This window comes from Parabacteroides sp. PF5-9, assembly GCF_029893105.1.
GTDB lineage: Bacteria > Bacteroidota > Bacteroidia > Bacteroidales > Tannerellaceae > JARXWG01.
This window is the reverse complement of record NZ_JARXWG010000016.1, coordinates 59,501-80,730: the sequence shown is the minus strand read 5'-3', so window position 1 is coordinate 80,730 and position 21,230 is coordinate 59,501. Positions and strand designations below refer to the sequence as shown.

Here is a 21,230-nt window from a genome sequence, read left to right as displayed (position 1 = left end):
CCTTTTCTTTTTAAGACAACCTACAACTAACACTTGTTTCCCTTTTGGGAAAACTTTTCATCCATCAAAAAAATATAAAGTGTTAATTATAAATCAAATCGAAAAAAAAACGGAAAACTTTTCAACAATTAGAGTTTTTGATTTGTTATAATTTGGATACTTGACAAAGTATTTTTAAACTTGCAGTCTCAAGTAATACCAACATACAGTGAATCAGAAAACGTATACATTTGACGAAGCGTACAAAGCCTCATTAGGCTACTTTACCGGTGATGAATTAGCCGCTAAAGTATGGGTTAACAAGTACGCCCTTAAAGATGCATATGGGAAAATCTACGAACAATCTCCCGAAGACATGCATCGCCGTTTAGCAAGAGAAATTGCCCGTGTAGAGAAACAGTATCCAAACCCTTTATCAGAACAAGAACTTTTTGAGTTGTTTGATCATTTCCGATATATCGTTCCACAAGGGAGTCCGATGACCGGAATAGGAAACAATTTTCAGATAGCCTCTCTCTCAAACTGTTTTGTGATAGGTTTAGACGGAGAAGCCGACTCCTATGGTGCTATTATCCGGATTGATGAAGAGCAGGTGCAATTAATGAAACGTCGTGGAGGCGTTGGTCACGACCTCTCTCACATTCGCCCCAAAGGATCACCGGTAAAAAACTCAGCATTGACATCCACAGGTTTGGTTCCTTTCATGGAACGTTATTCGAACTCCACCCGCGAAGTGGCTCAGGATGGAAGACGTGGAGCATTAATGTTAAGTGTTTCGATTAAACATCCCGATTCGGAATCATTCATTGACGCCAAGATGACCGAAGGGAAGGTTACCGGAGCCAATGTTTCCGTAAAAATAGACGATGACTTTATGAATGCCGTCATTAATGGCATCCCATATACCCAACAATATCCGACAAATTCGAACTCTCCGACCTATACAAAAGAGATCGATGCTGTTGCATTATGGAAAAAAATAATCCATAATGCATGGAAATCTGCCGAACCGGGCGTTTTGTTCTGGGATACGATCATTAAAGAATCCGTACCTGACTCCTATGCAGATCTTGGTTTCCGTACCGTATCAACCAATCCTTGCGGTGAGATTCCGTTATGTCCATACGATAGCTGCCGCTTATTGGCCATTAATCTTTACTCGTATGTCGTCAATCCATTTACTAAAGAAGCCTATTTCGATTATGAACTATTCAAAAAACATGTCGGACTGGCTCAACGTATTATGGATGACATCATCGATCTGGAATCAGAAAAGATCGAAAAAATACTTGAAAAGATTGATGCAGACCCTGAATTTTTAGAAGTAAAGCAAACAGAACGGCATTTATGGGAAAAGATTCAGAAAAAAACATTACAAGGACGCCGTACCGGTGTTGGCATCACAGCCGAAGGGGATATGATCGCAGCATTAGGTTTACGCTACGGATCGGAAGAAGCCATTGAATGTGCAGAAAATGTACAAAAAACATTAGCATTAGCAGCTTATCGTTCTTCTGTAGATATGGCAAAAGAACGTGGTGCGTTTGAAATTTTCGATGCTAAACGAGAAGAGAAAAACCCGTTCATCAACCGTTTGCGTGAAGCCGACCCCGAGCTCTATAAAGACATGAAGAAATATGGACGCCGGAACATCGCCTGTTTAACAATTGCTCCAACCGGAACAACCAGTTTAATGACACAGACCACCTCCGGTATCGAGCCAGTCTTTCTTCCTGTTTATAAACGTCGTCGTAAAGTAAATCCGAATGATGCTGATGCACGTGTAGATTTCGTGGATGAAACAGGAGATGCGTATGAAGAATACATCGTATTCCATCATAAATTCGTCACTTGGATGGAAGCGAACGGCTATTCGGTAGTCAAAAAGTACACCCAGGAAGAAGTCGACGAACTGGTTGAAAAATCACCTTATTACAAAGCCACATCCAATGATGTAGACTGGCTTCAAAAAGTACGTCTGCAAGGCAAGGTTCAGAAATGGGTAGACCACTCTATCAGCGTAACAATCAATCTGCCGGCTGATGCTACTGAAGAACTGGTAGAATCCTTATATATCGAAGCTTGGAAATGCGGCTGTAAAGGATGTACAGTCTATCGTGACGGTTCACGTTCCGGCGTTTTATTATCCGCAGAAGAGAAGAAGAAAGAAGATTGTAACTGCATGGAACCGCCTGTTATTGTCTCCACCCGTCCGCGTGAATTGGAGGCAGATGTGGTCAAATTCCAAAACAACAAAGAAAAATGGATCGCTTTTGTCGGTTTATTAAATGGCCGTCCCTATGAAATCTTCACCGGTTTAATGGATGATGATGAAGGATTAATGTTACCCAAAAACATCTCCAAAGGAACCATCCTCAAGAGTTATGACGATGACGGACATAAACATTATGATTTCCAGTTTAAAAACAAACGAGGCTTCAAAATGACCTTGGAAGGACTGGATGGCAAATTCGACCCGGAGTTCTGGAACTATGCCAAGTTAATTTCAGGAGTACTGCGTTACGGTATGCCGATCGACCAGGTCATCAAACTGGTTCAAGGTATGGAACTCGACAGCGAATCGATCAATACCTGGAAAAACGGGGTTGAACGGGCACTGAAAAAATATCTTCCGAACGGCACTGAAGCCAAAGGACAAAAATGTCCGACTTGTGGATACGAAACTTTAATTTATCAGGAAGGATGCCTTATCTGCACCAATTGTGGAGCATCCAAGTGCGGATAATTAACCGACAACATATTTTCAGCTAAATGAAGAGTGGGAACTTTTGCAATATACTATTTGCAAATTAGAAGTTCACCACTCTTCTTTTTTATACCTTTACGTCATTTAATCAACAAAATCATCAGATGAAAGTCACTTTCAATATAAATTTCCATACGGTATGGGGACAACGTATATGCATCGTCGGTTCAACAAAAGAATTAGGTCTATGGGAGCCTACTTTAGCCAAAGAAATGCATTACATCGGTGATGGTAATTGGCAGCTACAGCTTGAGATCTCCCCGGAAACCTCCTACATTGAATACCGCTATTTTCTTTGTATCAATGAAAAACAGATCTTTGAGGAGTGGGAAAAGAATCATCGCATAGATTTCACTGATAATAAACAACAATACACCCTATATGATCACTGGCAAATCCGTCCTGCCAACCATTCTTTTTACACCTCTGCTTTTACTAAAAGTTGGTTTGCACATCCTTGTTCGGGCAACGAACAAACGGTAAACAGTCACCGGAAAATAATCATTCAGGTATTTGCCCCACAAATAGAAAAAAATCAAACAGTAGCCATTTCCGGTAATCAAAATTACCTGGGCAATTGGAACCCTGATCATGCATTAACCTTACACTGCCCATATGCTCCTTTATGGTCTATTGAGTTAGATGCCAATCGGATCAGTTTTCCTTTAGAATACAAATTTCTGATTCGTACAAACAATGCACCTCAAACGGTTCAATGGGAAGAAGAAGCAAACAGAGTATTCAACCCATCTGTACAGCAATCAAATGAAACTATTGTTATTTCCGGTTTATATTTCCGCGACAAACAGTTCGATTGGAAATGTACCGGCACAGTTATTCCTCTCTTTTCTCTTCGCTCCGAAAAGAGTTTTGGCATTGGAGACTTCAGTGATCTGCACCTATTGATTGACTGGGTCAAAAAAACAGATCAACGCCTGATTCAAATATTACCTATAAACGACACGACCATGACTCACAGTTGGCGTGATTCATACCCTTACAGCGCCATATCCATTTATGCTTTACACCCTATATACATCAGTTTACATGGGTTGGGAAAATTAGACAATACAGATAAAATGAGGAGATATGCCGCCAAACAATTGGAGTTAAATGCAAAAGCAAATGTCGACTATGAGGCTGTCCTTACCTGTAAAATGGATTACTGTCGTGATTTTTTCAAACAGCAAGGAACTGAAATCCTACATACAGAAGCATTTCAATCATTCTTCGCCGATAACGAAACATGGCTGATCCCATATGCCAGTTACTGTTACTTAAGGGATATGTACGGAACATCTGATTTTGATCACTGGGGGAAATACAGTTCCTATAACCCAAATCAGATTCATCAGCTTTGCCGACCGGAACACGAAGCTTGGCCCGAAATCTCTTTTTACATCTTCCTTCAATACATCTTACATATACAATTTAAAACCGTCTCCGACTACGCACGTAGCCAAGGAGTTGTTTTAAAAGGAGACCTGCCTATCGGGGTCAACCGGACCAGTATTGAAGTCTGGACCGAACCTAAATACTTCAATCTCGACAGCCAATCAGGAGCACCACCGGATGATTTCTCGCTGATCGGACAAAACTGGGGATTCCCGACTTACAACTGGGATAAAATGGAGAAAAACCATTTTGCGTGGTGGAAAAAACGTTTCCATAAGCTAAGTGACTATTTTGACTGTTTCCGAATCGATCATATCTTAGGCTTCTTTCGGATTTGGGAAATACCGACCGACTATATACAGGGACTTTGCGGACATTTTTATCCTGCACTCCCGTTATCCCGAGATGAAATAGAACAATACGGGTTCCCTTTTGACGAAGTCCGTTTCACAACTCCGCATATCAACCGTACATTCCTCGCCGAATTATTTGGCGAATACACGCAAGAAGTTGAAGGAACCTACCTGATACAATCGTCTTCACATCATATGGTATTGAAACCTTTTTGTGAGACACAACATCAAATAACAGACTTATTCGCAGGAAAAACAGATGAAAAATCCATGATCATAAAAAATGGATTATATGCGATTGCCAACGAAGTCCTTTTCCTTCATGACCCGCGTGATCAATCCAAATTTCATCCACGAATATCTGCCAGTTCATCTTATATCTACAAAGAATTAAGCGCCACAGAGCGCTACGCTTTCGATCAGCTATACTGGGACTTCTTTTATCATCGCCATAATGAATTCTGGAAAACACAGGCCTACAAACGATTGATCCCATTGATGAATAGTACCGAGATGCTTGTCTGTGGCGAAGATTTGGGAATGATTCCACAATCTGTACCCGAAGTGATGAATAAACTGCAAATCCTCAGTCTGGAAATTGAACGCATGCCGAAAACATCCGAGCGTGAGTTTACCGACCTGCAACACCTGCCCTACCTATCGGTATGTACAACTTCCACACATGATATGTCACCTATCCGCAACTGGTGGAAGGAAGATCGTCATAAGACACAACGCTATTATACCGACATATTAGGATATTCCGGAGATGCACCCGGGGAGTGTACTGCTGAACTGGCTACGCAAATCATCCACAATCACCTGATGAGCAATTCGATGTTAACAATCATACCCATGCAAGATTGGTTTGCTATTGACGATTCCATCAAACAGCAAGATATTTCATCCGAACGCATTAATATCCCTGCCGATCCTATGCATTACTGGCGCTATCGTATGCATATTTCGCTGGAAAAATTGATTCAAGCCGATGAATTCAACAATAAGATAAAAGCCTTAATCCATCAGACAGAAAGAAAATAGACACAACACATTATTGTTCGGTATTAAAGACCAATCGCTGCAATACCGCCAGATAAAAACTGACAGCCGTTTCTTTGTGGTCTGCCTCAACCGCAATCAATTCAACCTGAGATCCGGCTGATTGAAATGCACGCATGGCATGTTCGGCATTGACAAATGGCACAACCTCATCTTTTGTGCCATGAACAAGCAAGAGCGGCGCCTTTGGTCGCCAGTCGATAACTGAATTTTCCCTTAAAAAAGTATAGAGTTTTCTGAATTCCGGATTCAGTTCCGGCGTAAACATATCCGGATGCATATAATCCGACATCCGATGAGAACCAATAGCCCGATCGATCTGTCCCAATGAATACAATTTACTGACACACCATGCGTCGTAGTTCGAAAGCAACGGTTCCAGAAATATCTGAGAAAAATCCAGATTCAGCTGATCGGCATAATTCAATCCTACAATCGTAAACGGAACGACAGACGGCTTATCGATATCATTCTGCATAATATAAAGATCCATCATCACCTCCGGTTCATAAGGTCCTCCTCCGGCAAAAATAAAATTAATCGGGAGCTGCTCCGCATATCGCTCTTCTGCCATTTGAGCAAATGCTAAAGCGACATAGCCCCCTTGCGAATAACCGACAACAGTAATCGGGTAATCAATCGCTTTCCCCAACTGCTTCATATACTCCCTGACGGCAAAAACCATATCGACCGAAACCCGCCCCGAACTCTCGGCGTGCAGATAAGGATGGGGCAACGTCACCGTAGCACCGAACCCCAGATAATCCGGACAAATCACCACATAACCAAACATTGCCAATGCCGCCTCTACAGAGATCATCTGTATTGTAGGCGATTCACGATCGGCCGCAATGGTATAATGTTCACCGACAATCACACCGCGTATCACTCCCGATGTCGGATAAGCGACGATTCCTGAGGCTTCAACCGGATTCCCTTGCGGATCTTTTGTCCGATAACGCAATGCGTCTACCTGAATCTCTTGCTCGGGCAATAGTTGCAGATTGCTATTTTCCGGATCAGCGCCCAACCGCTCCGCAACCGTAAAACGGTTAAGTTCAACCGAGTTTGTAATAGCGACCAGATAAGGTTCATCCGGTTCTTCAGGCAAAGGATAATGTGGTGGCAACTCCCATATCGGTAGGCAGCTGAAACTGCCTACCAGAAACAGGGTCAATAAAAATATATACTTAATCTGTTTTACCATTTGACATAAGGTGCATGCATCAGAAAGTCAAAATCATACTTCAACGCTTCCAATGGAGTCATGTTATAACGTTCCTGCTCAACATAATAATCTTCCAACACAGCCATATCAGCGACAGCAAATAAGGCTTCAAAATCAACCAATCCTTTACCAAATTCCGTACTCCCTTCTCCATCGGGATTGGCATCCTTCAGGTGCCAGTTTGCAAAACGACCCGGATAGCGTTTGACATAATCGTCACAGGCATATCCGCCATAGACCATTTGTGCCGTGTCGATCTGGAAAGCGACCAACCCTTTTTCCGTATGGTTCAGCATCACATCGAACGGAACCTCATTCTCCAATATACGGAACTCATCGACATGATTATGAAAAGCAAATCTCAAACCGGCAGCTTGGGCTATTTCACCACAGCGATTAAACTGGTCGGCCAGCCTTTTCACATCCGAAATCTGTTGAATTTGCCTTGCCGGATAACTCGCCTGAACGATCCACTTACAACCCAACTCTGCCGTATCATCTACATTCTTTTTCCAGGAATCCCATTGTTCCGTTTGTTCTCCTTCACCCAATAAAGGCAGTCCGGTATGCGATCCGGTCATCTGTCCACCCAAATCACGCATATACTGCTTCATCTCCTTGGGAGTTTTCCCAAAGAATTTCCCGTCGCGGTAACCATACGATTCAAAACGTTTATACCCTATTTCAGCTAAAGCTTTCATGGTTCCGTCAAAGTCTTTCTGGAGTTCTTCGCGTACACTATATAGCTGAACTCCTATCGCTTTCTCTTTCGGCGTAGAAGAACATGCGGTAAATCCATTCGGCACCGCACAAAGTGCAGCCAGTGCTGCCCCCGTTTTCAAAAAATCCCGTCGCGTTGTCATTGTATTTTATTTTAGATTAACTCGCAATAAAGGTAAGGAATTAATTCTTACTTTTGCGCCAAATTAAGCCGAAGAATGCAAGGAACAAAGAACCTGACCAACGGGCCTATCACGCGCCAACTATTCAACCTGGCTCTTCCAATCATGGGAACTTCGTTTATCCAAATGGCTTACACCCTGACCGATATGGCCTGGGTTGGCCGATTAGGTAGCGAATCCGTTGCTGCAATCGGGTCAGTAGGAATCCTGACCTGGATGACCAGTTCCATCGCCTTATTAAATAAGGTTGGCGCTGAAGTCAGCGTCGGACAAAGTATCGGTACCGGAAACACCAGCGATGCCCGGAATTATTCTTCACATAACCTGACCATCGCATTGCTTCTTTCGCTCTGTTGGGGAATCGTTTTATTTACTTTTGCCGATCCGATAGTCGGACTATATAAACTGGAAACAGCGATCTCGGAAAAAGCATCCGATTATCTCCGGATCGTCTCAACTGCTTTCCCTTTCATTTTTCTCTCTTATGCTTTTACCGGTATACATAATGCTGCAGGACTAAGTAAAATCCCATTTTACATCAATGCTGCAGGATTGATTCTCAATATGATTCTTGACCCCTTGTTGATCTTTGGATTCAATCTGGAAACAAATGGAGCGGCTTGTGCCACCTGGCTTTCTCAGGGTACGGTCTGTCTGCTTTTTATCTGGCAACTCAAACGCAGAAGCCGTTTATTCGGAGGATTCCCTTTCTTTGTTCGTCTCAAAGGCAATTACACCCGTCGTATTTTAAAATTAGGTTTACCGGTAGCCATGCTGAATACGTTCTTTGCCGTCATAAACCTGTTGATGACCCGTACAGCCTCGACGTTTGGAGGACATATCGGAGTCACTTCCATGACAGCCGGCGGACAGATTGAAGCAATCGCCTGGAATACCTCACAAGGATTCAGTACCGGACTAAGTGCTTTTGTTGCCCAGAATTTTGCTGCCCGGAAAAAAGACCGGGTGTTAAGCGCCTACTATACGACATTAAAGATGACCTCCGTATTCGGCCTTTTTTGTACCATTCTTTTCGTGTTCTTCGGCAGCGAACTCTTTTCCGTGATTGTTCCGGAACGCGAAGCGTATGAAGCCGGAGGTATTTTTCTTCGCATCGACGGGTATTCTATGATTTTCATGATGCTCGAAATCACCATGCAAGGACTGTTTTACGGTACGGGGCGTACCATTCCTCCGGCAATTATCAGCGTCACATTTAATACACTCCGCATACCTATTGCGATCGTTCTTGCAGGAATGGGACTTGGGGTCAACGGTGTTTGGTGGGCTATCAGCATCTCCAGTGCACTCAAAGGCATTGTCTCTTTTATCTGGTTCCGCCTGTTGCAAAAAAGGATCTTAAAGTAAAACCGGATGATTTTTCTTACATTTGCGCTCATTCACTCAAAAATTTATTTAATAATTCCATCATTATGAGTAATCAATTCAAACCCGCAACCCTGTGTGTACAAGCAGGGTGGCAACCTAAGAAAGGAGAACCTCGCGTCTTACCGATTTATCAAAGTACGACCTTCAAATACGACACAAGCGAACAGATGGCCCGCCTCTTCGACCTCGAAGAAAGCGGTTATTTTTATACCCGTTTGCAAAACCCGACCAACGATGCCGTAGCATCAAAAATCGCAGCACTGGAAGGTGGAGTCGCCGGTATGTTGACCGCCTCCGGCCAAGCGGCAAATTTCTACGCCATCTTCAATATTTGTGAGGCTGGTGATCATTTTGTGACGGCAACCAGTATCTATGGAGGAACCTACAATCTCTTTGCTGTGACCATGAAAAAGCTGGGGATCGAATGTACGTTCGTCGATCAGGATGCTTCCGAGGAAGAGATCAGTAAAGCGTTTCGCCCGAATACCAAAGCGTTGTTCGGAGAAACCCTCTCCAATCCGGGAGTGATGGTGTTAGATATCGAAAAATTTGCCCGTATAGCTCATGCACACGGCGTTCCATTAATTATCGACAACACCTTCCCTACTCCGATCAATTGCCGTCCATTCGAATGGGGTGCAGATATCGTGACCCATTCGACCACCAAATATATGGATGGACACGCCACGGCAGTAGGCGGATGTATCGTCGACAGTGGAAATTTCGACTGGGACGCGCATGCAGATAAATTCCCCGGACTCTGCCAACCGGATGAGTCCTACCACGGACTGACCTACACCAAAACTTTCGGCAAAGCGGCATATATCACCAAGGCGACCAGTCAACTCATGCGCGATCTCGGTTCCATCCAGGCGCCAGAAAATGCATTCCTGCTCAATCTCGGCCTGGAGACATTACACCTGCGCATGCCTCAGCATTGTAAAAATGCACTTGCCGTAGCCAAATGGCTCAAGCAAAACGAACATGTAGCCTGGGTCAACTATCCCGATCTGGAAGACAACAAATATTGTACGTTAGCAAAAAAATACCTGCCGAACGGTTCCTGCGGCGTCCTCTCATTCGGATTGAAAGGCGGCCGTGAAGCATCTATCCGGTTTATGGACAGCCTGAAACTGATCGCCATTGTCACCCACGTGGCCGATGCCCGTTCTTCTGTCTTACACCCGGCCAGCCATACCCATCGTCAGTTAACCGACGAACAGTTAAAAGAAGCCGGAATCGCTCCCGACCTGATCCGTTTTTCTGTTGGTATAGAGCATGCAGAAGATATTATTGCTGATATTGAGCAAGCGTTGAAATAACACCTCTCCCCTAACCCCTCTCCACAAGAGAGGGGAAAGAACGCACTCACATCATTCATAATTCATCATTCATCATTTATTCCCCCCATGGATCTGAAATCCCTTCCTGAAAAAGCGCAAAAAGTCGAAAAAGAAACCCGTCAATTTTTCAAATCGATCCGTAAAAACCGTTTACGTGAACTCGACGACACCATGCAGGCGCTTCATGAAGAGGTATTTGAGGAGATCGACTGTCTGGAGTGTGGCAACTGTTGCCGCTCATTAGGCCCGCGCCTGACCGACCGCGATATCGAAAAAATAGCTACGACATTACGCCTCAAACCGCAGGAGGTCGTCAGCCGTTACTTACGTATCGACGAAGACAACGATTATGTTTTTCAAGAAATGCCTTGCCCTTTTCTGTGTAGCGACAACTATTGCAGTATCTATATCAACCGCCCGAAAGCCTGCCGGGAATATCCCCACACCGATCGCAAGAAATTTTTCCAGATCGCATCCCTCACCGTTCGGAATGCCGCAACATGCCCGGCCGTTTTTGAGATACTCGAACGACTAAAAAAAGAGTTTTAAACTTAACAATAGATAATATCATTTTGTCGCCAAAACAAATCAATTAACGACAAAAATCACACAAAACGAAGTTTGAACCAACTCGCACTTTGACTATTTTTACTCAAACAGGAGGCTTTTTCCTCTATTTCTACCAAAAAACCGCTGGTGTTTGCCTATTTCTTCTGCATCGTTCACTGAATTGATCTAAATAATTTTTAAAATCATTTAGATAACCTTGGAAAAACATCTAAATAACTCTACCAAGTCATGCAGATCATTTTTTAAGGGGTCGAAAACGGGCAAAAAAGTAACACCAAAACCGGCCATTTTTCTCCAGATTCACTTTTTTTTCAGAGCAAATAAATTGAGATGAGAAGATAATAATCAACGCCTATTAAAAAAACAACCTCCAAATCCTTCCGTTTTTTCCGAACAGTGTTGTAGTGGGATTCGAATAGACGATTGTCGGAAGGGTTAAAATGACAAAATGGTAAAACTGACAGATTGTAACTTTGTGGATTTCGGAAGAACAAATGTATAATGTAAAACTAAGCTTTTGAATGAATGTCGATCAGTATAATTAACGTGAGTAATAACGTATAAGTTTCAAATAGTGTAAGATTGGAAGGTTTCAAAATTAGTAAGTGGACATTCTCTGCTCCTTGCCTGAACAGGCGAGGGGGACCGCTGCCCCGCAGCGGTGGAGTGGTTGAGAATATTGCAAGTATTTTAGTAATAGACATTTAACTTTAAAACACAACCTCTCCACCCCCGCAAGCGGCGGTCCCCCTCTCCTGGCCAGGAGAGGAGCCAAGATAGCACTGGTCACTATATTTTGCATCTTCAAGTATTCTTCCATTCAAAACCCATTATTTATATCACAAACACTTATCCGATAATAGTAGCCATAATCTTTCGACTTCCTCCATGATTACGAAATTCGCACAAATAAATCCCCTGCCATGTCCCGAGATTCAGTCTCTGTCCGGTTATCGGTATACTGACCGAGGCTCCGATAAGAGATGATTTAGCATGGGCTGGCATATCGTCATCTCCTTCATACGTGTGTTGATAATAAGGTTCACGCTCTTTAACCAGATGGTTCAGGATGGACTCCAGATCTGTCTGCACTTCGGGATCTGCATTTTCATTGATGGTAAGGGCAGCAGATGTATGTTTGATAAATAAATGTAATAGACCATTTGAAGGTAGAGCGGGAAGGTTGCGCATGATTTCTTCAGTGATCAGATGAAAACCTCGGCTTCGTGGGCGTAAATTGAACTCGGCTTGTGTGACCATAATGGGATTATTTATTGAACAGATGCCTGATAGCAGCAACAGGATGATAAAAAATCATCCGTGGGCCGGAGAAACGCATGACTTTCTGCATTTTAATTCGCATAGCCGGCTTATAACAATGCACGGAGCATTTTTTACACGCCTTTTTGTTTTCTCCAAACGGGCAATGATCCAGACGGGCTTGTGCATATTGAAGAAGCGCCTGGCACTCGGAACATAGTTCACTGTTTTTCTCCTTTTTTGAACAGTACAAACGAATCATACGTTCGACAGTCTCTTTTTCCCGGATTATGCGTGAAACAGCCATCATTCGTTGATTATTTCATACGGGTATCAGCACCCCACATGAGTTTTTCGCGTAAGGTTTGATAAAAAGTGTGATTATAACGTTTGATGACTTTGGCTCCATAGTCGGCCTTTTTCACCTGGAATGTCATGCCTGTGGGGCATATCTCCGAACGACCATCCAAAGCAATCAGAAAATTACCCGAACGGCTCTCTACGCTTAAAGTGATCTCGGATGAATCGGGAATAACCAATGGTCTGACATTCAGAGAATGAGGAGCAACCGGACTGAGAACAAGGCTGTTATTTTGCGGAACGATGATCGGTCCGTTCACACTCATCGAATAGGCTGTTGATCCTGTAGGTGTTGCAATGACCAGACCGTCGGCCTGGTAAGAGGTCAGATATTCTTCATTCAAGAAAGTATGAATGGTAATCATCGATGAAGTATCCCGTTTTAAAATGGCCACTTCGTTTAAGGCATAATTATATCCCTTGAAAACAGGCTCTTTGGTCTGAAGAGCAAGTAATGTTCGTTCTTCTATTTTATAGTAGTTCTTGAACAACTCTTCCAACGCCTCTTCGATTTCATTACTGCCGATATCGGCAAGAAAACCGAGCCGCCCCGTGTTAATACCCAATATAGGAATATCTTGTTTATTGATACGGGCGATTGTTCTCAAAAACGTACCGTCTCCGCCTATGCTTAACGCCAGATCCAGATCAAACGGCTCTTCGCGCAGAATGCCGTTGATGGATGGAGAATAATTCAAACATCCGGCAAGGTAGCTGTGAAACGTATAGTCGACAAACACATCGGCCTCCAACGCCTGTAGTTTTTCAAACAAACGTTTGATGATCAACTGTTTTTCAACCTGATGTTCACTGCCAAAAATCCCGATTTTCATGTTTTTTAATGATTACATATTGATGTAATGAATCAGTTCATTCATACGTTGCTGCAAGGCTTCGTCTACCATCCCTTTTTCCATAAAATGATAGAGAACGGTATAATTAAAACGTTCAAAACTACGAATGACTGGAGAGGCGTCTTCAAGATCAATTTTTATCGTGATAATCAGCCGCCCGGTATCTTTATCCGTATAGGAAAGTAAGTTCTGAACATGTGCGTTGTTGGATTCGATGATGCGTGCGATTTCGGAAAGTGCATAATCCTGCGGTAGCATTTCGAGAACGATCACACTGCCGCTACTGTCGGCGTTGCATAATTCGGCCAAAGCATCGATCAGCCGATCCCGGGTAATTACCCCCAGATAATGTCCGTCTGTCGTAACAATCGGCAAAAGACTTAACCCATAGCGAGTCATTAAGGCCAATACCTCATGCAGGTGACCGTTTTCTTTGACAGAAGGGGCAAACAAAACCGGTTCGCCTATTGTTACTTTAGGGTCGGATATAGCTAACAACTCTTTATCCGAGACAAGACACCGGTAAGTATTCTCCTCTAAAAGTGGAAGATGTCTGAGTTTGAAATCGTCCATCAGGGATAACCCGTACTCTACAGTGTCAAAACTTTTTAACACCGGAATTTCTTTTGTTATGAAATCTTTCGCTAACATTGTCTTATATATTCCCCAAATCCTGTTAAATTTGCCGATACATTTATTGCAAATGTAAACAAAGAAAAAGATTTAATAGTAAACGAATGACAAATTTAAGTGTAAACATCAACAAGGTAGCAACGATTCGTAATGCACGAGGCGGTAATATGCCGGATATTGTGAAAGTGGCATTGGATTGTGAAACTTACGGTGCTCAGGGAATTACCGTACATCCCCGGCCGGATGAACGGCATATACGTTATGCCGATGTTTACACATTGAAACCGCTTATTAAGACCGAATTTAATATTGAAGGATATCCTTGTGAACAGTTTGTCGATCTGGTATTGAAAGTCAGACCGACACAGGTCACTTTAGTGCCGGATGCACCGGATGCTATAACCTCGAATGCCGGATGGGATGTGCAGGCTCATTTTGACCAACTCAATGAACTGACCGATCAGTTTAAAGGGTATGGAATACGCACTTCCTTGTTTGTCGGTACCGATCCGGAGCAGATCAAATGGGCGGCAAAAACCGGGACAGACCGGGTCGAATTATATACAGAGCCGTATGCCAGTCAGTATACAATCAACCGGGAAGAAGCGGTAAAACCGTTTGTCGAAGCCGCTCAATTGGCCAAGAGCCTCGGTCTGGGCGTGAATGGCGGACATGATCTTAATTTGGAGAATCTGGCTTGGTTGAGTGAGCATATCCCCTGGCTGGATGAAGTTTCTATCGGTCATGCCTTGATTTGTGATGCATTATATTATGGATTAGAGAAAACAATCGATTTATATAAACAACAGTTGAACAAGAAGTAATCAATTAATAATAAAACGGAATGATGAGTATTTTACTATCCCTACAAGCCGTAGTAGGCGAACAATTGGCAGAACAAATGCCTGAGATCACTGAAATAACGACAGTTCCCACAGAAGCACAGATAAATGTTTTGGATCTGGCGATTAAAGGGGGATGGATTATGGTTGTTTTATTGTTATTGTCGCTTATGGCAATATATGTTTTCATCCAGCGGTTACTGGTAATCCGCCGGGCGGGAAAAGAAGATGAAACATTTATGAATCGTATAAAAGATTATATACATGAAGGGAAAGTGGATTCGGCACTGAAGCTTTGCCGTACAACAAATACCCCTTCTGCACGTATGATCGAGAAAGGAATTACGCGGTTAGGACGTCCGATGAATGATGTCCTGGTAGCGATTGAGAATGTCGGGAACCTTGAAGTAGCCAAACTGGAAAAAGGATTTCCCTTAATCGCAACAACTGCTGCCGGAGCGCCGATGCTTGGATTCCTCGGAACGGTCACAGGGATGGTTCGTGCATTCTTCGATATGGCCAATGCCGGCACGAATGTCGATGTATCATTACTGTCTAATGGTATTTATGAAGCCTTGGTGACAACAGTCGGTGGGTTGATCGTTGGTATCATCGCCTTATTTGCTTACAACTATCTGGTATCCCAGGTCGACAATGTGGTCAATAAGATGGAAGCCCGCACGATGGAATTTATGGATTTATTGAACGAACCTGCAAATTAATTGTCAATTATCAATTGTCAATTGTCAATTAGAAAGTCATGGGATTAAAAAGAAGAACAAAAATAAACGAAGCATTCAGTATGGCATCCATGACGGACGTCATCTTTCTATTGTTGATATTCTTTATGGTAACCTCAACAGTGGTGATACCGAATGCGATCAAGGTGACTTTGCCTCAGGCCCAGAAACAAACGGCGGCTAAACCGCTAACAAGGGTAACGATCGATGCCGGCCTGAACTACTATGTAGCGTTTGGCAATCAACGGGAGAAGAGGGTCGCCTTTGAGGATATCACTCCTTTTTTACAGGAGAGTTATATCAAAGAACCGGAAATGTTTGTCGCATTGTATGCGGATGAAACAGTCCCTTATAAAGAAATTGTAAAAATACTCAATATCGCCAACGAAAATAAATTCAGGATGGTACTGGCAACCCGTCCTCAACGATAGAAAGAGCCTGTTAAAGTGAGGTATTGAGAAGCGTATGAAATATACAAAAGATGACATATTTAGTCTGGTTGGAACAGTAGGGTTTCATGCATTGATCCTTTTACTTCTATGGTTCACCGTACTCAAAACGATCGTACCGGATGAAGAAGAGGGAATCTTGGTGAATTTTGGAAATCTGAATGCGGCTGCCGGTACTTTCGAACCGCGTTATACGGGAGAGATCAGTACGCCTGTCACTCCCCCTCCTACTCCTCCGCAAGCGAATAATCAACAGGAAGAATTGATTACACAAGATCAGGAAGAGTCGGTCGCATTGAACAACGCACAACGAGAAGCTGAACGCCGGGAAGAAGAACGAAAAAAACGGGAAGAAGCTGAAAAGGAACGTTTGCGAAGAGAAGAAGCCGAACGGGTACGTCTGGCAGAAGAACAACGTCGCCGTGAGCAGGAGATCAGCAACCGCGTAGCCGGAGCCTTTGGTATTGGTAGTGCAGAAGGCACTAGCCTGGGAGATGCCGCATCGGGTACCGGAAACCAGGGCAGTCCCTTTGGGAACTCCGACCAGGGAGACAATGAAGGGGTTGGTGGAAAAGGATCGTTTAATCTGGATGGACGTTCGATCGGCTCGGGTGATCTGCCTCTTCCGGCTTATACGATACAGGAAGAGGGTCGGATTGTGATTAATATTACAGTTGACCCAAAAGGCAATGTGATTAATGCCATTATCGGCAGAGGTACGAATATTGACAACGCCTCCATGCGCAAGAGCGCCTTGGAAGCTGCAGGCCGTGCAAAGTTCAATAGTATCAACGGTGCAAATAATCAAAGCGGTACGATTACATATATTTATCAGTTGAGATAATCATTCAAACACAACAATATGAAAAAAGCATTTGTATTCTTGGCAACAGGCTTTGAAGAGATGGAAGCCGTTGGAACAATAGACATTTTACGTCGCGGAGGTATCGATACAAAAGTCGTATCCATAACCGGAAAACCGGTAGTAGAAGGTGCTCATGGGATCGCTGTTCAAGCAGATGGATTGTTTGAAACCGTAGACTTTTCAAATGCTGATATTTTGATCCTTCCCGGCGGTATGCCCGGCAGCAACAATCTGAATGCGTGTGAACCTTTGAAAGAGTTATTGATCAAACAGTATAACAGTGGAAAAATTGTAGCTGCGATCTGTGCCGCTCCTTTAGTGTTAGGCGGACTGGGTATTCTGAAAGGGCGTAAAGCAACCTGTTATCCCAGCTTTGAGCCTCAACTGATCGGCGCAACAGTCGTTGAAGAACCCGCTGTAACAGACGGCAATGTCATCACCGGAAGAGGTCCAGGACTGGTCTTTCATTTCGGATTAGCTATTGTTCAGGCATTGCAAGGCAAAACAGTGGCTGATGAGGTAGCGGCAGGGTTATTACTCGCCTGATTTTTTCAAAAAAAATACAATTAGCACCCAATTGATTTTAGACAAATCAATTGGGTTTTTTTATGTCTGAAATTATCGAACAAGAAGAAAATAGCAACTATTTCGTGTTAATAAGAGAAATCACAAGACAATTCACCCTATACTTAAATATCTAACAATAAATCACTTGATAGAATTTAAACCTTTTATGTTAGCAATCAAACCCGATATAAGGAATTTATAAATAGTATTGTGCCAAGAAAAAGACTCGTGATGTTGCTTTAGGGATAGAAGATCCCTGTTCGCCTAAAAAAACACAAATAACTTGAGATAATTCTGGAGAGAATTAGCCTTAGTCGATTTATACTATTAAATAATAACTTAAAAAAAATGCCTATGTGAAAACGCTTGGAAAACACACTTAATAAAGTGGAAGAAACTCAATTAATTAAACTTTTGCTGTTTTATACAGCTGTTACCTTAGATTATAAATTAGAAACAGATTAAAGTATGGAATTACACACAATTCGAAAGAAACTCAGTATTCTCTTCACTCAAAAATCGTTCGCTGTAAGATCGCTTTGCTTTGTATTTGTCCTTAGCGGAGGAACTGCTATGGCCAACACCGTTATAAACGATGAGATTATCCCAGTTGTTGGGAACGAGGTATTGACTGTTAGTCAACAAGCGGTTACTGTTACAGGAACCGTTACAGATGAACTTGGCGATCCGATGCCAGGGGTAAACGTTGTGGTCAAAGGAACTACAAACGGTACAGTTACTGGCATGAATGGAGAATACTCATTAAATGTATCCAATAGTAATGCTATTCTCGCATTCTCTTTCCTGGGATATACAACAACAGAAATGCCTGTTGGTAACCAACGGGTAATTAATGTGCAGATGGGAGAAGACGTAGCCCGTATAGACGAAGTGGTGGTGACTGCTTTGGGTATCGTCAAAAAGGAAAAATCATTGACCTACTCTACACAAATTGTAGATGGAGACGAACTGACCCGCGCCAAAGATCCGAATATGATCAACTCATTGGCAGGCAAGACTGCCGGGGTACAGATTAATAAAAGTGCTTCGGGACTCGGGGGATCAGTTAAGGTCGTTATCCGTGGTAATCGCTCGGTTAGTGGAAGTAACCAACCATTATATGTAATCGATGGTGTACCCATCAATAGTTCCTCTAATAATCAAACAGCAACAACTCTCGGTGGTCAAAACGATGCTGGAAACAGGGATGGTGGTGATGGCATCTCCAACCTAAACCCGGATGATATCGAAAGCATGAATATCTTAAAAGGTCCTGCTGCTGCGGCTTTGTATGGTAGCTCTGCTGCAAACGGTGTCGTTGTAATTACGACGAAAAAAGGACGTACAGGTCGTACAGAGATTACCTTTAATTCGAATACCACATGGGAAAATGCGGTACATGGCATACCTGAATTCCAGAGTAGTTATGGAGGCACAACAACCAGTTGGGGTAAAAAACCGGATACGGATGAATACATAAAAATCAATGGAAGTCCTGATTATACGAAAGATCTTTTTAAAACAGGTTTCACAACCATCAATTCACTGGCATTAAGTGCCGGATCGGAAACGATGCAAACCTACTTCTCTTACGCGAATACGTATGGTACAGGTGTCATAGATAATGGTAAATTAAGTAAGCATAATTTTAATTTCCGTGAAACGGCAAGTTTCTTCGACAAACGCTTAACTGCTGATGCGAATATCAACTTATTGTATCAAAATGTGGAAAACCGTCCGTCTCCGGGGGGATTCTATATGAATCCATTAGTCGGCGTTTATCGCTTCCCAAGAGGTGGTGTATATGGTGGTGAATCTTTTGCTTATTACAAAGAGAACTATCAGTATATGGATACAGGAAGAAATATGTACCTGCAAAACTGGTACACCGAACCGACAACATTTGAACAAAACCCATTCTGGCTGATCAATAAAACACCTAATGAAGATGAGCGTTACCGTACAATTGCAAATTTAACTCTCTCTTATAAAATCAATGACCATTTCACAATACAGGGACGTGGTAATGCGGATTTTATTACCGATAATTATGAAATGAAAATGTACGCCGGGACAACTCCTTCTTTAGCCGGTGGTACAAACGGTCGCTATTTGGTGTCAGAATCAAATAGCCTGAGCTTATATGGTGATGCGATGTTGACCTATCAACAATCATTCAAAGATTTTACTGTTAACGCAACCATAGGAGCTAGTATAAAAGATGATAAAGGTAAATCATTAGGATTAGATTCCAGACCGGGTGGTTTATACAATCCGAACCTTTTCACTGTTGGAAATATGGATTTAAATGGAGGTTCACCATCTATGAATAAGTATCATGCACAAGAACAAGCTGTGTTCTTTGCCGGACAAGTAGGTTTCCGTGACTGGTTATTTTTAGACGTGACAGCACGTAATGACTGGACTTCTACTTTAGCGTTTACCAAATATAAAAACAAAGGATTCTTCTATCCTTCCGTAGGTCTTACGTATGTGATTAATGAATCTTTGGAATTACCGGAATTTATCAATTTAGGTAAAATCAGAGGCGCCTGGTCAAAAGTAGGTAATGGACTGCCCAGATATAGAAGTAACCCGCTTAATAGTGTTGGAAGTGGTGGAGTTATTAGTTATAACTCAACAGCACCATTTAGCGAATTAAAGCCTGAAATGACAACATCTATTGAAGTTGGAACCGAGTGGCGTTTATTTGGAAGCCGGTTAGAATTTGATTTTACGTATTATAAAACAAACACGAAGAATCAGCTCTTCTCGTTGTCAGCTCCTTCCGGATCAAAGTATACTACTTATTACATGAATGCGGGTAATATCCAAAACCAGGGTATTGAGATCGTATTAGGAGGATCACCTGTATGGGTTGGTGATTTCAGATGGAAAACAGGAGTGAACTTCTCTTTAAACCGTAATAAAGTAAAAGAATTAGTAAAAGAATTACCTGATTATTACTTCAATATCGGTGGAGGTGGTAGCAATAGCTATACAATGCGTTTAGAAGAAGGTGGTTCTTTCGGTGATTTCTATGGAAGAACGTTTAAGCGTGACGAAGCTGGCACTATTCAATATGATGACAAAGGTTTGCCGATACCTGAAATGAAAGATTTGATGAAATTAGGAAACACATCTCCCGATTTCAATCTTGGATGGCAAAATACCTTTACTTATAAAGATTTCTCTTTATATTTCTTAATTGACGGACGTTTTGGAGGAGAAGTTCTTTCTTTAACTGAAGCTGAATTAGATAAATATGGAGTAAGTAAGATTACCGGAATTGATCGAGACAGAGGAGGGGTACGTTTTGACGGTAAAGTATTCGAAAACGTAGATGCTTTTTATAACAAAGTCGGAGGACGTGACGGTATCACTGAACATTATGTGTACAGTGCTACGAATATTCGTCTTCGCGAATTATCTATCGGCTATTCCTTACCTCGCAGTATAATTAATTCTATCGGATTTATTAAAGGAGCAAATATTTCTTTAATAGGACGTAACTTATTCTTCTTCAAAAACGATGCACCTTATGATCCGGATGGTTCCCTTTCTGTTGGAAACAGCTTGCAGGGAGTAGATGTATTCGGGATGCCAAGTAGTCGTTCGTTCGGGTTCAATCTTAAAGTTAATTTTTAATTC

Annotated in this window: 17 protein-coding genes; 11 read left to right on the top strand and 6 right to left on the bottom strand. The window is 42.5% G+C overall.

What is annotated here, in order from left to right:
• The first annotated feature begins 208 nt into the window (after positions 1-208).
• Both M2135_RS10430 and M2135_RS10425 read left to right on the top strand, forming a co-directional pair.
• Positions 209-2,746 carry an adenosylcobalamin-dependent ribonucleoside-diphosphate reductase gene (locus M2135_RS10430; RefSeq protein WP_280748442.1) on the top strand — a complete coding sequence of 846 codons (2,538 nt, stop codon included), beginning with the start codon at positions 209-211 and terminating at the stop codon, positions 2,744-2,746.
• 125 nt (positions 2,747-2,871) lie between these two features.
• Positions 2,872-5,559: a 4-alpha-glucanotransferase gene (locus M2135_RS10425; protein WP_280748441.1), complete on the top strand. Its 2,688-nt coding sequence runs from the start codon at positions 2,872-2,874 to the stop codon at positions 5,557-5,559.
• Positions 5,560-5,569: 10 nt separating this feature from the next.
• Here the strand turns inward: M2135_RS10425 and M2135_RS10420 are convergent, their stop codons facing one another.
• Both M2135_RS10420 and M2135_RS10415 read right to left on the bottom strand, forming a co-directional pair.
• Positions 5,570-6,784 (bottom strand): alpha/beta hydrolase, encoded by a 1,215-nt coding sequence (locus M2135_RS10420; protein ID WP_280748440.1) that lies wholly within the window; start codon positions 6,782-6,784, stop codon positions 5,570-5,572.
• Entirely contained in the window at positions 6,778-7,668 is an 891-nt protein-coding gene (locus M2135_RS10415; RefSeq protein ID WP_280748439.1) for a TIM barrel protein, read from the bottom strand. Before M2135_RS10415 ends, M2135_RS10420 begins: the two co-directional genes overlap by 7 nt.
• Positions 7,669-7,743: 75 nt before the next feature.
• On the opposite strand from M2135_RS10415, the gene M2135_RS10410 reads away from it, so the two are divergent.
• The 3 genes from M2135_RS10410 (at position 7,744) to M2135_RS10400 (ending at position 10,988) form a co-directional block, all read left to right on the top strand.
• Complete coding sequence (locus M2135_RS10410) at positions 7,744-9,075, top strand: MATE family efflux transporter (RefSeq protein WP_280748438.1); 1,332 nt, start codon at positions 7,744-7,746, stop codon at positions 9,073-9,075.
• A gap of 65 nt (positions 9,076-9,140) precedes the next feature.
• Entirely contained in the window at positions 9,141-10,418 is a 1,278-nt protein-coding gene (locus tag M2135_RS10405) for an O-acetylhomoserine aminocarboxypropyltransferase/cysteine synthase (RefSeq protein WP_280748437.1), read from the top strand.
• Positions 10,419-10,505: 87 nt separating this feature from the next.
• Positions 10,506-10,988: a YkgJ family cysteine cluster protein gene (locus M2135_RS10400; RefSeq protein WP_280748436.1), complete on the top strand. Its 483-nt coding sequence runs from the start codon at positions 10,506-10,508 to the stop codon at positions 10,986-10,988.
• A gap of 870 nt (positions 10,989-11,858) precedes the next feature.
• Here M2135_RS10400 and M2135_RS10395 read toward each other — a convergent pair.
• Genes M2135_RS10395 through M2135_RS10380 form a run of 4 tightly spaced genes read right to left on the bottom strand, consistent with a single transcriptional unit; the run spans position 11,859 to position 14,134 of the window.
• Entirely contained in the window at positions 11,859-12,269 is a 411-nt protein-coding gene (locus M2135_RS10395; RefSeq protein WP_280748435.1) for a secondary thiamine-phosphate synthase enzyme YjbQ, read from the bottom strand.
• A 7-nt stretch (positions 12,270-12,276) separates the two neighbouring features.
• Positions 12,277-12,576: a nitrous oxide-stimulated promoter family protein gene (locus tag M2135_RS10390; RefSeq protein ID WP_280748461.1), complete on the bottom strand. Its 300-nt coding sequence runs from the start codon at positions 12,574-12,576 to the stop codon at positions 12,277-12,279.
• A 10-nt stretch (positions 12,577-12,586) separates the two neighbouring features.
• A complete protein-coding gene (locus tag M2135_RS10385) occupies positions 12,587-13,462 on the bottom strand; it encodes an NAD kinase (protein WP_280748434.1) in 876 nt (291 codons plus the stop codon).
• Between the two features lie 12 nt (positions 13,463-13,474).
• Positions 13,475-14,134 carry a CBS domain-containing protein gene (locus M2135_RS10380; protein WP_280748433.1) on the bottom strand — a complete coding sequence of 220 codons (660 nt, stop codon included), beginning with the start codon at positions 14,132-14,134 and terminating at the stop codon, positions 13,475-13,477.
• Between the two features lie 86 nt (positions 14,135-14,220).
• Here M2135_RS10380 and M2135_RS10375 point away from each other — a divergent pair, with 86 nt between their 5' ends.
• From M2135_RS10375 to M2135_RS10350, 6 genes are all read left to right on the top strand, one after another.
• On the top strand, positions 14,221-14,940 hold the full coding sequence (locus M2135_RS10375) for a pyridoxine 5'-phosphate synthase (RefSeq protein WP_280748432.1): 720 nt from the start codon (positions 14,221-14,223) through the stop codon (positions 14,938-14,940).
• Positions 14,941-14,963: 23 nt separating this feature from the next.
• Positions 14,964-15,680: a MotA/TolQ/ExbB proton channel family protein gene (locus M2135_RS10370; protein WP_280748460.1), complete on the top strand. Its 717-nt coding sequence runs from the start codon at positions 14,964-14,966 to the stop codon at positions 15,678-15,680.
• A 38-nt stretch (positions 15,681-15,718) separates the two neighbouring features.
• Complete coding sequence (locus tag M2135_RS10365) at positions 15,719-16,129, top strand: biopolymer transporter ExbD (protein WP_280748431.1); 411 nt, start codon at positions 15,719-15,721, stop codon at positions 16,127-16,129.
• A gap of 34 nt (positions 16,130-16,163) precedes the next feature.
• The gene (locus tag M2135_RS10360) at positions 16,164-16,991 is read left to right on the top strand and encodes an energy transducer TonB (protein WP_280748430.1); all 828 of its coding nucleotides are present in this window, start codon (positions 16,164-16,166) and stop codon (positions 16,989-16,991) included.
• An 18-nt stretch (positions 16,992-17,009) separates the two neighbouring features.
• Positions 17,010-17,558 carry a DJ-1 family glyoxalase III gene (locus M2135_RS10355; protein ID WP_280748429.1) on the top strand — a complete coding sequence of 183 codons (549 nt, stop codon included), beginning with the start codon at positions 17,010-17,012 and terminating at the stop codon, positions 17,556-17,558.
• 489 nt (positions 17,559-18,047) lie between these two features.
• Positions 18,048-21,227, top strand: coding sequence for a SusC/RagA family TonB-linked outer membrane protein (locus M2135_RS10350; RefSeq protein WP_280748428.1), 3,180 nt, complete (start codon positions 18,048-18,050; stop codon positions 21,225-21,227).
• Positions 21,228-21,230: the final 3 nt, after the last annotated feature.